This is a genomic window from Nonomuraea angiospora (assembly GCF_014873145.1).
Taxonomy (GTDB): domain Bacteria; phylum Actinomycetota; class Actinomycetes; order Streptosporangiales; family Streptosporangiaceae; genus Nonomuraea; species Nonomuraea angiospora.
Genome location: NZ_JADBEK010000001.1, coordinates 1,406,115 through 1,421,530 on the forward strand (window position 1 = coordinate 1,406,115; position 15,416 = coordinate 1,421,530).

At 72.5% G+C, this 15,416-nt stretch carries 12 protein-coding genes; 10 read left to right on the forward strand and 2 right to left on the reverse strand.

Annotation, left to right across the window (positions count from 1 at the left end; translation table 11 throughout):
• Positions 1–248: 248 nt before the first annotated feature.
• The 6 genes from rsgA to H4W80_RS06460 all read left to right on the forward strand — a co-directional run bounded on the left by rsgA (position 249) and on the right by H4W80_RS06460 (position 6,008).
• A complete protein-coding gene (gene rsgA / locus H4W80_RS06435) occupies positions 249–1,331 on the forward strand; it encodes a ribosome small subunit-dependent GTPase A (protein WP_225963283.1) in 1,083 nt (360 codons plus the stop codon).
• Positions 1,332–1,410: 79 nt separating this feature from the next.
• Positions 1,411–1,947 carry a GNAT family N-acetyltransferase gene (locus H4W80_RS06440; protein WP_378526867.1) on the forward strand — a complete coding sequence of 179 codons (537 nt, stop codon included), beginning with the start codon at positions 1,411–1,413 and terminating at the stop codon, positions 1,945–1,947.
• 123 nt (positions 1,948–2,070) lie between these two features.
• Positions 2,071–3,057 (forward strand): NAD-dependent epimerase/dehydratase family protein, encoded by a 987-nt coding sequence (locus H4W80_RS06445; RefSeq protein ID WP_192784224.1) that lies wholly within the window; start codon positions 2,071–2,073, stop codon positions 3,055–3,057.
• A gap of 172 nt (positions 3,058–3,229) precedes the next feature.
• Positions 3,230–4,627 carry an MFS transporter gene (locus tag H4W80_RS06450; RefSeq protein WP_225963284.1) on the forward strand — a complete coding sequence of 466 codons (1,398 nt, stop codon included), beginning with the start codon at positions 3,230–3,232 and terminating at the stop codon, positions 4,625–4,627.
• Positions 4,628–4,673: 46 nt separating this feature from the next.
• Positions 4,674–5,222, forward strand: coding sequence for a YciI family protein (locus tag H4W80_RS06455; protein WP_192784226.1), 549 nt, complete (start codon positions 4,674–4,676; stop codon positions 5,220–5,222).
• A 36-nt stretch (positions 5,223–5,258) separates the two neighbouring features.
• Positions 5,259–6,008 (forward strand): hypothetical protein, encoded by a 750-nt coding sequence (locus H4W80_RS06460; RefSeq protein ID WP_192784227.1) that lies wholly within the window; start codon positions 5,259–5,261, stop codon positions 6,006–6,008.
• Positions 6,009–6,021: 13 nt separating this feature from the next.
• On the opposite strand, the gene H4W80_RS06465 is transcribed toward H4W80_RS06460, so the two are convergent.
• Positions 6,022–6,411: a cupin domain-containing protein gene (locus tag H4W80_RS06465; RefSeq protein ID WP_192784228.1), complete on the reverse strand. Its 390-nt coding sequence runs from the start codon at positions 6,409–6,411 to the stop codon at positions 6,022–6,024.
• A gap of 37 nt (positions 6,412–6,448) precedes the next feature.
• Positions 6,449–7,903 (reverse strand): MFS transporter, encoded by a 1,455-nt coding sequence (locus H4W80_RS06470; protein WP_225963285.1) that lies wholly within the window; start codon positions 7,901–7,903, stop codon positions 6,449–6,451.
• A 464-nt stretch (positions 7,904–8,367) separates the two neighbouring features.
• Here H4W80_RS06470 and recD2 point away from each other — a divergent pair, with 464 nt between their 5' ends.
• The 4 genes from recD2 to H4W80_RS06490 all read left to right on the forward strand — a co-directional run bounded on the left by recD2 (position 8,368) and on the right by H4W80_RS06490 (position 15,413).
• A complete protein-coding gene (gene recD2 / locus H4W80_RS06475) occupies positions 8,368–10,572 on the forward strand; it encodes an SF1B family DNA helicase RecD2 (protein WP_192784229.1) in 2,205 nt (734 codons plus the stop codon).
• Positions 10,573–10,695: 123 nt separating this feature from the next.
• Positions 10,696–11,904: a L,D-transpeptidase gene (locus H4W80_RS06480; protein WP_318786725.1), complete on the forward strand. Its 1,209-nt coding sequence runs from the start codon at positions 10,696–10,698 to the stop codon at positions 11,902–11,904.
• A 1-nt stretch (position 11,905) separates the two neighbouring features.
• A complete protein-coding gene (locus tag H4W80_RS06485) occupies positions 11,906–12,424 on the forward strand; it encodes a GNAT family N-acetyltransferase (RefSeq protein ID WP_192784231.1) in 519 nt (172 codons plus the stop codon).
• 130 nt (positions 12,425–12,554) lie between these two features.
• Positions 12,555–15,413: an AfsR/SARP family transcriptional regulator gene (locus H4W80_RS06490; RefSeq protein ID WP_192784232.1), complete on the forward strand. Its 2,859-nt coding sequence runs from the start codon at positions 12,555–12,557 to the stop codon at positions 15,411–15,413.
• Positions 15,414–15,416 lie beyond the last annotated feature (3 nt).

A 15,416-nucleotide genomic window follows, 5' to 3' on the forward strand; every position in this document is an offset into this window, starting at 1 on the left:
CCCGCGCGATCTTTGCGGGCCCCCGCTCATGCTGCTATCTTGTCCAGCGCAACACACGTTCGTGACAACAGGAACTCTTCGAGGGAGGTGAGGTTAAATGACCGTCGTGGTGATGGCTGCCATCTGCGGCACTCGGTCCATCCTCACGTCCCCGGGCCTTGGCTGACCTTTTCGAGGCGCCTTCCCTGGCGCGGATGCGGCATGCCCCATCCGCCAAGGCCCCCTTTTCTGCAAAGGGTTCCATTCCGTTGTCATTCGAGCATTCCCTTGACGATGGCCTGTCCGCGTACGGTTGGGACGCAGGGCTCGAACAGTCCTTCACCTCCCACCGCTCCGCGGGGCTCATCCCGGCCCGCGTCGTCGGCGTCGACCGCGGCGCCTGCGACGTCATCACCGAAACCGGCCCGCTCCGGGCCCGCCTCTCGCTCCCGGCGCCGGCGGATCCGGTCGAGTCCCCCTGCACGGGCGACTGGGCGGCGCTGCGCCCCGGCCCCACCCCCGAACTGGTCGCGCTGCTGCCGCGGCGCGGCGTGATCGTCCGCTCGACGGCGTCGCGTACCTCCCACGGCCAGGCCCTGGCCGCCAACGTCGACACGGCGGTCGTGGCCGTCTCGCTCGCCAGCCCGCCGAATCCGAGCCGGATCGAGCGGCTGCTCGCGCTGGCATGGGAGAGCGGCGCCCAGCCCGTGATCGTCCTGACCAAGGCCGACCAGGCGGCCGATCCCGGCCAGGCGGTGACCGCCATCGCCGAGCTCGCCCCGGGCGTGGAGACCATCGCCACCAGCGCCGCCACCGGCCAGGGCATGGACACCCTCGCCGCCGCGCTCACCGGCACCGTGGTCCTGCTCGGCCCGTCCGGAGCGGGCAAGTCCACGCTGGGCAACGCGCTGCTGGGCACCGAGCTCCTGGAGACCGGCGCCGTACGCGCGCAGGACGGCAAGGGCCGCCACACCACGGTCCGCCGCCGGCTGGTCCCGCTGCCCGGCGGCGGCGTGCTGATCGACACCCCCGGTCTGCGCGGCGTCGGCCTCCTGGACGCCGACGAGGGTCTGCAGCAGGTCTTCGCCGACATCGAGGAGTTCGCCGAGCAGTGCCGCTTCGGCGACTGCGGCCACGACTCCGAACCCGGCTGCGCCGTCCAGGCGGCCCTCGCCTCAGGTGATCTGAGCGAGCGCCGCCTCGACAGCTACCGCAAGCTCCAGCGCGAGAACGCCTGGGCCAGCTCCCGCAGCGACGCGCGCCTGCGCGCCCAGCACGATGATCGCAAGAAGGCGATCACCCGCTCGCTGCGTGAGACCTACGCCTTCCGGGACCGGCAGCGCCGTTCGTGACCCGGCCGCGGGCCGCGGCGCGAGCACGCGGCCCGCTGCCCCTCTCTTCTACCTCCGCACCGCCGCCACCACCAGCCTCATGACCACGACGAAAGACGAGCACCCCATGACGCACACCTGGATCACCCGCCCCGAGACCCCGCAGGACATCCCCGCGATCCGCGCCGTCGCCCTCGGCGCCTTCCCCACCCCGCTGGAGGCCGACCTCATCGAGGCGCTGCGCGTCGATCCGGCCTGGTCGCCCGAGCTGTCCATCGTCGCCCAGGCCCCCGACGGCACCGTGGCCGGGTACGCGCTGCTCACCCGCTGCCACGTCGGCACCGCGCCGGCGCTGGCCCTGGGCCCGTGCGCGGTCCTGCCGCAGCACCAAAGGAGCGGCGCCGGCTCGGCCGCCATCCGCGCCGGCCTGCAAGCCGCCCGCGGCAAGGGAGAGAACCTCGTCCTCGTGCTCGGCCACCCCGAGTACTACCCGCGCTTCGGCTTCACCCCCGCCTCGGCGTACGGGATCCGCCCCTCCTTCGAGGTGCCCGACGAGGCCATGATGGCGCTCGTCTTCGACGACACCATCCCGGTGCCCGGCGGCACCATCGTCTACCCGAAGCCCTTCGGCGTCTGACGCTCACCGGCCTGCCCGTGACGCCACTCGTCCCGGGCAGGCCCGGCTCTGCTCTCGGCGAACCGGGTCCGCTGTCAGTGAACCCGGCCGGGCGCTCGGCGTTCGCGGTGATTGGGTGTCGGAATGGACATCTTGATTCTGGGCGGAACGGCGTGGCTGGGCCGGGAGCTGTCGCGGCAGGCGATCGAGCGCGGCCATCGGGTGACGTGCCTGGCGCGCGGCGAGAGCGGCCAGGTCGCGGACGGAGCCAGGCTGGTGGCCGCCGACCGGCGTGATCCTTCGGCGTACGCACCGCTGCTCGACCGCGAATGGGACGCCGTCATCGAGGTGTCATGGCAGCCGGGGTTCGTCCGTGAGGCCCTGCGCGCGCTGGGCGGCCGGTCCCGGCACTGGAGCTACGTCTCCTCCGTCAGCGCCTACGCCTCCCATGCCGCGCTGGACGCGGACGAGTCCACGGCCCTGCTGCCCGCGACCGATCGAGACGAGGTCGATTCCGACCTGTACGGCGAGGCGAAGGCCGCCTGCGAGCTGGCGTCCACGGCGGCCGTGGGCGAGCGCCTCCTGATCGCCCGCGCCGGCCTCATCGGCGGCCCGGGCGATCACAGCGGACGCACCGGCTACTGGGCGGCCCGTGCCGCCCGCGACCGGCAGGGGCCGATGCTGGTGCCCGACGCGCCGCACCTGCCGACCCAGGCGATCGACGTACGAGACCTGGCCGCCTGGCTGCTGGACGCCGGGGAGAAGGGCATCGTCGGCACCTACGACGCCGTCGGGCCGGTCGTGCCGTTCAAGGAGTGGATCGAGCTGTCCCGCGCGGCCGGCGGCCACACCGGCCCCGTGACCACCGCCGAGCCGGCCTGGCTGCTCGCCAACGGCGTGGCCGAGTGGATGGGGCCCGAGTCGCTGCCGATGTGGGTGGCCGAGCCGGGCTTTGAGGGGTTCTCGGCCCGCAGCGGGTCCGCGGCGCGCGCCGCGGGGCTGCGCCATCGGCCCAGGGCGCAGATGCTGGCCGACACGCTGGATTGGGAGCGCGAGCAGGGGCTGGACCGCACCCGGCGCGCCGGCCTCAGCGCCCAGCGCGAGCGCGAGCTGCTCGACGCCCTCGGCTGAGGGGCCCCGCGCGGGCCGGGGTTCCACCGCGGGTTGAAGCTCGCCCGCCACCCGGCCCAGCACCGCCGCCCGGCAGGCGGCGCGAACTCTCCGGCGTCGGTTCAACGACAGCCTTGAAGCCATGAGTGCTGAGGAACACGAATCGATATCCGTGGCAGGTCTGCCTGGTCCGATGATCGTGCCGGCCGGCGGGGTGCTGGTCGGCGCGGTCAACATCTACCTCGCGGCCAGCCTGCTGCCGACCGCGGTGGCCGACCTCGGCGGCGCGGGCTTCTACGCCTGGAACATGACGATCTACCTCGTCGCCATGGTGGTCGCGACGATGCTCTCCGGCCGGTTCCTGTCGCGGTGGGGGAGCGTCGGCGCGTACCTGCTGGGCTTCGCCGTCTTCGCGGCGGGTTCGCTGGCCTGCGCGCTGAGCCCGGCGATGGCGGTGCTGCTGGCCTCGCGCGGCGTCCAGGGGCTCGGGGCGGGGCTGCTGTCGGGGCTGGGGTTCGCCGTCATCCGGTCGGCGCTGCCGCCCCGGCTCTGGACGCGCGGCACCGCGCTGATGTCGGCGATGTACGGGGCCGGCAACTTCGCCGGTCCGGCGCTCGGCGGCCTGTTCGCCCAGCTGGGCTCGTGGCGGCTGGCGTTCGCGGTGATGGCGGCGTTCGCGGCGGTGTGCGGCGCGTTCGTGCCCCGCGTGCTGCAGTTCGACGGCACGCGCGGCGAGCATGGCGGCCTGCGCCCGCCGGTCCCGGTCGTGTCCCTGCTGCTGGTCATGGCGGCCGCCGGGGCCGTGAGCGTGGCGGGGGTGCTGGCCGGCCTGCTCGCGAAGGCGGCCCTCATCGGGACTGCGCTGCTGCTGGTGGCCGGGTTCGTCCTCCATGAGCGGCGCAGTGAGCTGCGCGTCTTCCCCCGCGCGACCTACCGGAGGGGTTCGTCGCTCAAGTGGGTCTACCTGACGCTCGGGCTGCTGGCCTGCGGGGTCGCGGCGGAGTCGTTCCTGCCGCTGTTCGGTCAGCGGCTGGCCGGGCTGGCGCCGCTCGTGGCGGGGTTCTTCGCCGCGGCCATCTCGTTGGGCTGGTCGCTCACCCAGATCGCCGGCTCGTCGGTGACGGGCGGGCGCGCGGTGCGCCGGCTGCGCGTGCTCGGCCCGGTGCTGCTGGCCGCCGGGCTGCTGGTGCAGGGGTTGCTGCAGCGCCAGGAGACGCCGCTGTGGCTGGTGGCGGTGTGGGTGCCGGTGCTGTTCGTGGCCGGAGCGGGCATCGGGCTGGCCTATCCGCACCTGTCGGTGGCCGCGATGTCCAGAACGCGCGATCCGGAGGAGGGCAGGCAGGCGGCCGCGGGGATCGCGACGGTAACGAGCCTGTCGATCGCCTTCGGCACGGCGGTGGCGGGGGCCCTGGTCAACCTGGGCGGCGGGTCGATGCTCGATTCGGCGCGGTACGTGTTGTTCGGGCTCGCGCTCCTGTGCGCGCTCGGCGCCCTGACCGCCCACGCGGCGAACCGGACGGATCCCGCGCCCGATCGCGAAGATGCGCCGGAGCCGCGACGAGGGGACGCCCGCTCGCCTACCGCACCGTGAAGGTCCAATGGAGCTCCCGACGCGGCCCATGGTAGCTACTCTCGGCATGGAATTCTTCTGCTACCACCGTGACCGCTCAGGCTCCGCCGCGCTGCGCGCCGAGCTGGGGGAAGCGCACTGGTCCTACATGGACCGGTACGCGGCGGAGATGATCGCCCGTGGCCCGACCTTCGGCCGCGGCAGCGAGACGGCCACCGGCAGCGTGCACATCCTCGACCTGCCGGATCCGGCCGCCGCGCGGGCGTTCGCCTTCGAAGAGCCCAACTATCAGGCCGGCGTGTACCGGGACGTGATGGTGCGGCGGTGGCGCAACGTGCTGGGCCGCACCATGTGGGATTTCCCCGGCGGCAGGGAGGGCGGCGACCGGTATCTGGTGCTGGGTTTGGGCTCCGGCCAACCGGCCGACCAAGTGCCGCCGACCGGCCGGGACGAGCTGATCGCGTACGGGCCGCTGCTGTCCGACGACGGCGGCACCTGGCTCGGTACGGCGCTGCTGGTGCGGGCGCCGGACCCGGCCGCGGCCCGCGCCGTCCTGACCCAGGACCGGTACGCCGACATCGAGGTGCACGACTGGGCGTTCGGCGGGCGGCGGTGACGAGCGGGCCCTGGCAGCGGCCTTTAGGGTGACCTCATGCTCGTGCTGGGGATCGAGGTGCCGGACGGCCTCCTCCACCGGTGGCTCGGATGGTTCACGCCACCGGTGCAACCCTTCGTGATCCCGCCCGATCTCGCCGCCTCCCTCGAGCTCGCCGATGACCGGGACCGGCTCACGCCCGAGGTCAGGGACACCTTCTGCCTCTACGGCCTGGGTTCGTCGGCGCTGGTGTGGCTGACGGAGGCCGGCGCGCGCCGGCTGCCGGCCGCGGTCAGGCGAAGCCAGCCCACGCCGCACCGCTGGCCCGGCCAGATCGCCGGGCGCGAGGCCGAGGCGGTCGTCACGTACGTCGAGAAGGGGCGCCGCCCGAGCCGGCACCGCGAGGTCGCCCCCGCCACGTGGGACGCCATCGCCTCGGCGCTGCCGGGAGCGCGTCACCTGGCCGGGACCTTCCCCACCCGCAGCGGCCCGAACTGCTTCGGCACGGTGATGGCGGCCTGCGGTGTCGAGGGCGCGCAGGACAGGTGGATGCTCCGCGAGCCGTTCGAGGACTGGCTCGCCGAGCACACCGCCAGGGGAGGCCACGACGGCGCGCCGGGGACCGTCCTGGTCTGGCGGGCCGCCGATGGAGGCGCGCAGCACGCCGCGGTCACCCTCGGGGACGGCTGGGCGCTGCACAAGCCTTCGCAGGGCTGGATGAGCCCGACGAAGGTCCTCGCGGTGCGAGACCTGAAGTACAGCGCCCGAGCCGCAGGACAGCGCCTTCACCGGCACCACCTTCAGTGACCTCGCGCCTGGCCTAGGCTTCGGTGCGCTTTTCCAGGCGGCTGCCCCGCGGCAGGGTGACGGCCATGATGTTGCTGGGGATGTCCAGCTCGATGCGGTGCCAGCGCCCGCGCGGGACGATGGCGGCGGTCCCGGCCGTCAGCCTGATCTCCTCCTCCTGTTGTCCCGGCCGCTCCGGACGCAGGTAGAGGCGGATCTTCCCGACGAGGCAGGACACGACCTCCTCGGCCTCGGGATGGACCTCCCAGTGGTCGGCGTGGACGTCGGCGCCGGTCTTGGCGTGGAAGGCCGTCAGCCGCCAGCCGTCCTGGTCGGCCTCCGCCGCCGCCTTTTCGGCGTGGATCTGGCCGCCTTGGCGCAGGTGGACGGAGGAGGCGAAGAGATCGATCGGGTTCACAGGCATGCCGGGACGCCCCTTTCTGCGGTGGGTGGATCGCCGGTCAATCCCGGGCGGAGAGCGAAACAACACGGTCGTCGGCCCGTGCGGGCGGGCCGGTCCTCGGCAGGACCGTGAGGGCGATGAGGACGGCGCCGAGCAGGAGGACGGCGCCGAGGCCCAGGCCGAGCGCGTAACCGTCGTTGAGGGTCTCGGGCGTGACGCTCTGGCCGGTGCGGTCCTGCGCGAGGGTGCCCAGGACGGCCAGCCCGAGCGAGGCGCCGATCTGGCGTGAGCTGTTGAGCAGGCCCGAGGCGGTGCCGCTCTCGTGGGCCGCGACGCCGACGGTCGCGGTGGAGACGACCGGTCCGAGGCAGAGCCCGAAGCCGACGCTGGCGACGATCGAGGGCCCCAGGACGTCGGTGACGAAGGCGCCGTCCGGGCTGATCAGGCCGAACCAGGCGAACCCGGCCGCCGTCAGCAGCCCGCCGATGACCAGCAGCGTACGCGGCGCGAGCCGGTAGCCGAGCTTGACCGCCAGCACGGAGCCGGCGACCACGCCGAGCGCGAACGGCAGGAACTCGACCCCGGTCAGGGCCGGCCCCGTCCCGAGCACGCGCTGCAGGTAGAGGGAGGCGAAGTAGAAGGCGGCGGCCATGGCCGCGCCGAGGAGGAGGTTGTAGGCGTTCGCGCCGGCGACCGAGCGGTTGGTGAACAGGCCGAGCCGGATCAGCGGTTCGCGGGCCGTGGTCCGCTCGACGACAATGAACGCGGCCAGCAGCACGGCGGCCACCGCCAAAGTCGCCACGGTGACCGGCGAGGTCCACGCGTACTGGTCGGTGCGCACGACGCCGAACACCAGCAGGGTCATGCCCGCCGTGGCCAGGACCGCGCCGAGCGCGTCCGGCCGGGCGCCGCGCACCGCGGGCGGCCCGGCGGCCACGGCCCGCCAGGCCAGCGCCAGCGCGCACGCGGCCATGGGCACGCTCACGAACATCACCCAGCGCCAGCCGGCGTACTCGGTGAGCAGGCCGCCGATCAGGACGCCGAGCGCGCCGCCGGCGGCGTTCGTCGCGCTCCAGATCCCGAAGGCCCGCACGCGGGCCTTGCCCGCGGGGAACGTCGTGGTCAGCAGCGCCAGCGCGGCCGGAGCCAGGGCGGCGGCCCCGATGCCCTGCGCGGCCCGGGCGGCGACCAGCTGACCGGGCTCCTGGGCGAACCCGCCGGCGAGCGAGGCGAGGCCGAACAGGGCGAGCCCGAGCAGCAGGACCGGCTTGCGGCCGTAGCGGTCGGCGGCCTTGCCGCCCAGCAGGAGCAGCCCGCCGAACGTGAGCGCGTAGGCGTGGATCACCCAGGTGAGGCCCACCGCGCTGAATCCGAGGGCGGCGCCGATCTGCGGGAGCCCGACGTTCACCACCGACAGGTCCAGCGACACCATGAACTGCACGACGGCCACGGCGGCGAGGGTGAGCCCCGGCCGGACGCGTACGCTCGCGCCTGCTGACGATCTACTGGTCAACGCAGCTCAGTCCTTCGAGCCGGAGGGGTCATCGCGGTCCGGCCCCGGCCGCGCGGGGGAGCAGAGATGCGGGTGGCCCCGGTGGATGGTGCCGGCTGGGGTTCTCATGACCGCCATCGTCGTCCAGCCGCTGCTCGCGGGCGTCCTGCCGGCGAAGTCATCTGCCGCTACCGCCCCGGGACCAACGACCGACCCGACTACGACGCCGGGAGTAGTCGCCGACACGGCCCCGCAGGACGCGCTCGCCGTCCGCGAGTAGTCGCCGATGCGGCACCGCAAGCCGCGCTCGCCGTCCGCTCCCCCGGCGGCCCGCCGGATCATCCCGGCCGCGATCCACCGATGTCGCACGCGCGTCCCAAGACTGCCCGCGAGATGCCCTCCGCGCACAGGTGATCCACCGGCCGCGCGGCCGCTCGCCCGTGCTGGTTTACTCTTGCGACAAAGCAGGCGGGAGAGGGGTTTGTGTGAAGCCTGGCGCGGATGGTCCACCCGTTTCATCCTTGGATGCCGTTCTCGAACGCATCACCTACGCCAACGAGGAGACCGGCTACACCATCGCCCGCGTCGCCACCGAACGCTCCGGCTCCGAACTGCTCACCGTCGTCGGCCCGCTGCTCGGCGCGCAGGTCGGTGAGTCGCTGCGGCTGCTCGGCCGCTGGAGCTCCCACCCCCGCTACGGCCGGCAGTTCGAGGTGCGCTCCTACACCACCGTCCTGCCCGCCACCATCCAGGGCATCCGCCGCTACCTCGGCTCCGGCCTGATCAAGGGCATCGGCCCCAAGATGGCCGAGCGCATCGTCGACCATTTCGGCACCGACACCCTCGAGGTCATCGAGCAGCAGCCGCAGCGCCTGGTCGAAGTGCCGGGCCTGGGGCCCAAGCGGACCAAGATGATCGCCGCCGCCTGGGAGGAACAGAAGATCATCAAAGAGGTGATGATCTTCCTGCAGGGCGTCGGCGTGTCCACCTCGATCGCGGTGCGCATCTTCAAGCAGTACGGCGAATCGTCCATCTCCGTCGTCAAGACCCGCCCGTACCAGCTGGCCGACGACGTGTGGGGGATCGGCTTCAAGACCGCCGACACCATCGCCCAGGCCGTCGGCATCCCCCACGACAGCCCCGAACGCGTCAAGGCCGGCCTGCGCTACACGCTGTCCCAGGCCGCCGACGACGGCCACTGCTACCTGCCCGCCCCCAACCTCGTCGCCGACGCCGTCAAGATCCTCGAAGTGCCCGCCGACCTCGTCACCACCTGCCTCGAAGACCTCATCGAAGCCGAAGGCGCCGTCCGCGAACCCATCCCGGCCGGCGACAACGTCGTACCCGCCGTCTACCTGCCGCCCTTCCACCGCGCCGAGAACTCCCTGGCCTCCGGCCTGCTCTCACTCCTGCGCTCCGGCCACGACCGGCTCAAAACCTTCGCCGACGTCGACTGGGAACGCGCCGAGACCTGGCTGCACGAGCAGACCGGCGCCGAACTCGCCCCCGAACAGCGCCAGGCCGTCCGCCTGGCCCTGACCGAGAAGGTCGCCGTCCTGACCGGCGGGCCCGGCTGCGGCAAGAGCTTCACCGTACGCTCCATCGTCCTGCTCGCCCGCGCCAAACGCGCCAAGGTCATCCTGGCCGCCCCCACCGGCCGCGCCGCCAAACGCCTGGCCGAGCTGACCGGCCACGAGGCCACCACCGTCCACCGGCTGCTGCAGCTGCGCCCCGGCGGCGAGGCCACCTTCGACCGCGACAACCCCCTCGACGCCGACCTCGTCGTCGTCGACGAAGCCTCCATGCTCGACCTGCTGCTGGCCAACAAACTCGTCAAGGCCGTCGCGCCGGGCGCCCACCTGCTGTTCGTCGGCGACGTCGACCAGCTGCCCTCGGTCGGGGCCGGCGAGGTCCTCAAAGACCTGCTCGCCGCCGACGACATCCCCCGCGTACGCCTGACGCAGATCTTCCGCCAGGCCCAGGAGTCCGGCGTCGTCGTCAACGCCCACCGCGTCAACACCGGCCACCACCCCATCCTCCAGGGCATGAACGACTTCTTCCTGTTCCCCTGCGAGGAGGCCGAGGAGATCGCCGCCCTGACCGTCGACGTCGTCGCCCGCCGCATCCCGCGCCGCTTCGGCCTCGACCCGCGCCGCGACATCCAGGTCCTGGCCCCCATGCACCGCGGCGCCGCCGGCGCCGGCGCCCTCAACACCGCCCTGCAGGAAGCCCTCACCCCCGCCCACGAGGGCATGCCCGAACGCCGCTACGGCGGCCGCGTCTTCCGCGTCGGCGACAAGATCACCCAGCTGCGCAACAACTACGACAAGGGCGCCGCCGGGGTGTTCAACGGCACCGTCGGCATCGTCACCGACATCCGGCCCGACGAGCACAAGCTCACCGTCGTCACCGACGAGGACGAGGCCGTCGACTACGCCTTCGACGAACTCGACGAGCTCGCCCACGCCTACGCCGTCTCCATCCACCGCTCCCAGGGCAGCGAATACCCGGCCGTCGTCGTCCCGCTGGCCACCAGCGCCTGGATGATGCTGCAGCGCAACCTCCTCTACACCGCCATCACCCGGGCCAAGAAACTCGTCGTCATCGTCGGCTCCCGCCGCGCCCTGGCCCAGGCCGTGCGCACCAAGGGGGCCGGTCGGCGGCACACCGGCCTGACCCACCGCCTCTGAACGGGGCCCTTTCCCAGTCACAAGTAATTGAAATGTGACCGAACTCTCCCAAATGAATCCTCGTCTTACATGCATCAGCATTAAGGTTTTTGAGGTGCGTTTGGTGTCATGGGGGAAAGGACAGTGTTGAACGTTACGCCCGCTTGGAGGAAGCCCGCCACCGCAGTCGCGCTGCTCACCGCAGCCGCACTGACGGCCTCATGCTCATCGGGCACCACCCCCGGCGGCGGCAGCGGGGGAGCGGGCGCGCCCGAGGCCACCACGACCGCCACCCCCCAGGCCCCCACCGTCAAGATCAGCCCGGCCGAAGGCAGCGGCAAGGTCAGCCCCGAAAAGAAGATCGTCGTCACCGCCGACGGCGGCGCCCTCGACAACGTCACCGTCGAGGCCTCGGGCGAACAGGTCGAGGGCAAGTACAACACCGACAAGACCAAGTGGGTCTCCAAGACCGCGCTCAAGCCCTCCACCGACTACACCGTCAACGCCACCGCCGGCGCCACCACCGCCACCAGCACGTTCACCACCGCCAAACCCGAACGCGCCCTGCAGATCGCCGACGTGACCCCCCACGCCAAGGGCGAGACCATCGGCGTCGGCGCCCCCATCATCGTCACCTTCAACCAGCCCGTCACCAGCAAGGCCACCATCGAACGCGCCCTGGAAGTCGAGGCCGAAAAGCCCGTCACCGGCGCCTGGCGCTGGATCAACGACACCGTCGCCATCTACCGCACCGCCAAATACTGGCCCGCCCACCAGAAGGTCACCCTCAACGCCCGCATCACCGGCATCAAGGGCGGCGACGGCCTGTACGGGGTCAAGGACTACACCGCCACCCTCAAGATCGGCGCCCGGCAGATCAGCAAGGTCGACACCAAAAAGCACATGATGTACGTCTACAAAGACGGCAAACGCGTCCAAACCATGCGCATCAGCGCCGGCATGGCCACCACCCGCGAATACACCACCACCTCCGGCGTCCACCTCACCATGGAACGCGGCAACCCCGTCCGCATGATCTCCCCAGGCCGCAAAAAAGGCGACCCCGGCTACTACGACGTCATGATCGACCACGCCGTCCGCATCTCCAACTCCGGCGAATACGTCCACGCCAAGGACAACGTCTGGGCCCAAGGCGTCCGCAACGTCAGCCACGGCTGCGTCAACGCCCGCCCCGACCAGGCCAAATGGTTCTACGACAACTTCCAGCGCGGCGACGTCGTCGACATCACCGGCACCACCCGCCAACTCGAATGGAACAACGGCTGGGGCTTTTGGCAACTACCGTTCAAAGAGTGGAAAAAGGGCAGCGCCCTGAAGAACACCAAGGCCTGACATGACCCACCCCAGCACGCTCCCGCGCATCCGCGAAGGCCGCCACGGCGACGTCCCCATCGTCCTTGGCATGTTCGACAGCGCCGTCACCTGGCTCACCGCCCAAGGCCGCACCGGCCAATGGGGCAGCGAACCCTTCACCGGCAACCCCCGCCGCACCCGCCAGATCACCGGCTGGCTCGAACTCGGCGGCATGCGCATCGCCGAAGTCGACGACCACCCCGCCGGCTGTCTCGTCGTCGGCGGCGCCCACGACTACGTCACCCCCGCCACCGAGCCCGAACTCTACGTCCAGGCCCTGGTCACCGACCGCCGCTACCACGGCCACGGCATCGGCCGCGCCCTGCTCGACCGCGCCGCCGCCGAAGCCGCCGAACGCGGCGTCGGCCTGCTGCGCGTCGACTGCTACGCCGGCGACGACGGCCGCCTGGTCGCCTACTACGAAAGCTGCGGCTTCACCCGCGTCGCGCCGTTCACCGTGGGGGAGTGGCCCGGCATGCTCCTGCAGCGCCGCATCTGACCTCCGGCCCGGTCCAGGCGGGCCGACCTGCGGGCCCACGCGGCTTGGAGCAGATCTTGATCTGTGTCATGGTGAAGCCATACGCCCGATATCGGAAATCCTGCCGGACAGCGCCTCGGGTGGAGGTTGGATGCCCGCCGACGACGATGGCCCCTTCCCCGACTTCCGGATCCTGGGCCCGCTGGAGATCAGCCTGTCCCGCCGGGAGGTCCAGCTTCCCGGCCAGCACGTCCGCTGGCTCCTGGCCGTGCTGCTGTTGTCACGGGGGGAGCCGGTCGCCGAAGGCCAGCTCCTGAGCCACGTCTGGGGCACCTCCGAGGCCAGCCTGCGGGCTCTGCGCACCAGCGTGTCGCGGCTGCGATCGTGGTTGCGCGACCACACGGGGATGACCGAGGCGGTCAAGTACACCAGGTCCGGCGGCTACGTCCTCGACCTGGACGCGCGGCATGTGGACGCGGCCCGCTTCCTCGGCCGCTACCGCGCCGCCGCTCGCGAGCCGGACCCCGCGCTCGGGCTCGACCTGCTGTTGCGGGCGCTCGCGCAGTGGCGCGGGACCGTGCTGGAAGGAGCCCCCGAGGAGGTCCGCGCGCACGCGGGCATCCGCCGGCTGCAGAGCGCCCGGGCCGGCTGCGCGGCCAGGGCCGCCGACCTGGCGCTGCACACCAGCCGCCCGGAGGCGGCCCTGCCGCACGTGCGGGAGGTCGCCGCGGACATGCCGTACGAGGAGCCGCTCCAGACCCGGCTGATCAGGCTGCTCGGCGCCACCGGCCGCAGAGCCGAGGCGTTGCGCTGCTTCGAGGAGATCCGGCGCAGGCTGGCCGACGAACTCGGCGTCGACCCCTCCGACGAGCTCCGCGCCACGCACGCGGAGCTGCTGCGCGAGCACCGGCCCGCCCCCGGGCCCGCGGCGCCGCGCCCACCCGAGCAGGCCCCACCCGAGCAGGCCCGGCCGGTGGCCGCCGAACTGCCGATGGACGTGGCGACGTTCACGGGGCGCAGGCGAGAGGTCGAGCATCTGTGCGGCTTGCTGGGAGCGGCACGCCAGGAGGGCCCGGTCGTCGTGTCGATCTCGGGCGGCGGCGGGGTCGGGAAGTCGGCGCTGGCGATCCACGTCGCCCACCGTCTGGCCGCCCGCTACCCCGACGGCCAGCTGTACCTCAACCTGCACGGATCCACCCCCAACACCAGGCCCGTCGAGACGTCCGCGGCGCTGGCCCGGCTCCTGCGCTCCCTGGGGACGGACGACGAGGCGGTGCCGGCCGAGGTCGAGGAGGCCGCGGGCCAGCTACGGTCGCTGACCGCGGGCAAACGCCTGCTGATCGTCCTGGACAACGCGCTGGACGCCGCCCAGATCCGTCACCTGCTGCCCGGCCACGGCGCCGGCGCGGTACTGCTCACAAGCCGCAAGGTGCTCACCGAACTGGACGGCGCCACGCACCTACGCCTAGAGCTCCTGCCCGAAGAGGACTCCCTGGCGCTCTTCGCCCGCCTCGTCGGCCGTGACCGCGTCCGGGCCGAGACCGCGGCCGCCGAGGCGGTCGTCCGCCAGTGTGATCACCTACCCCTGGCGGTCTGCATCGCCGCCGCCCGGCTCAACGCCCGTGCCACCTGGAGCGTTCGCGCCCTGGCCGACCGCCTGGCGACGGACCGGCACCGGCTGGCCGAACTCCACGTCGGCGACCGGGCGCTGCGCGCCAGCTTCGCCGTCGGCTACGACGAGCTCGACGCCGGTCACGCCCGCCTCTTCCGCCTGCTGGGCCTGCTCGCCAACGCCGACGTCGGCGTGGGGGTCGCCGCCGCCCTGGCCGGCATCCCCGAACGGCAGGCGGAGGACGTCCTGGACTATCTCGTCGACCTCCACATGGTGGAGAACCACGCCCCCCGCCGCTACCGCATGCACGACCTGCTCCGCCAGTTCGCCTACGAGCGCGCGCACGAGGAGGACGACGCCGACCGGCGCGCCGCGGCCCTGCGGAACGTGCTGCACTGGTACCTCGCGACAGCCCGGGCCGTGTGCGTCCGGGTCAATCCGGACGCCGCATGGCGGACCGGCATCGGGCCGCAGGACCTGGCCGTGCCGGGGGCCCGCCTGGACAGCCACCAGCAGATCCAGGCCTGGATCAAGGCGGAGACCGCGAACTTCCCCGTGGTCCTGCGCCAGGCGATCGGCGAGCTCGACGACGGCCCGTCGCTGGCGGTCGGCCTGGCGGCGGCGCTCTACCTCCCCCTGGGATACGAACGGTTGTGGAAGGACCAGTACACGCTGCAGGAGCTGGCGGCCGACGCCGCCGGGCGCGCCGGCGACCCGCTGCAGTTCGCGGTCGTCCAGGGAGACCTGGGCGACGTGCAGTCCCAGCTGGGCCAGTTGAGCGACGCCATCGCGAGGCTGCGGGACTCCCTGGACGCCTACCGCCGCCTTCGGCATCCGCGCGGGGAGTCCTCACAGCTGGACCGGCTCGCCGGCGCCTACGGCCTGCTCGGCCGCTATGACGAGTCCATCGACTGCTACCGGCAGGCGCTGGCGCTCGACCGCAAGCAGGGCGACCGGTTCAACGAGGGCATCACGCTCAGCAACCTGGGCCTGACCTACCAGAAGGCCGGCCGCTTCGCCGAGGCCGTCCATGCCCACACCGAGTCCATCGCCATCCACCGCGAGACCGACAGCCCCTTCGGCCTCGGCTGCCTGCTGGGCAACCTGGCCGAGGCCCGGCGGCTCGCCGGCCGGCCCGACCTGGCGGTCCCCCTGTTCCGGGAGGCGCTGCGGGCCGACGACGACGCCGGCCGGTCCGGCACGTACGACGAGGCCGAGCACTGGTGGGGGCTGGGCCGCTGCCACGACGACCTGGGCGAGTCGGGGCCCGCGCAGGAGTGCAGGCGCGCGGCGGGCGCCCTGCTCCACCGTCTGGGCCTGATCGGGGCGCAGGAGAGGCAGCTGATCGAGGCCGAGGCGCACCCGCCGACACCGGAGATCATCCGCAGGAACACCTGACCG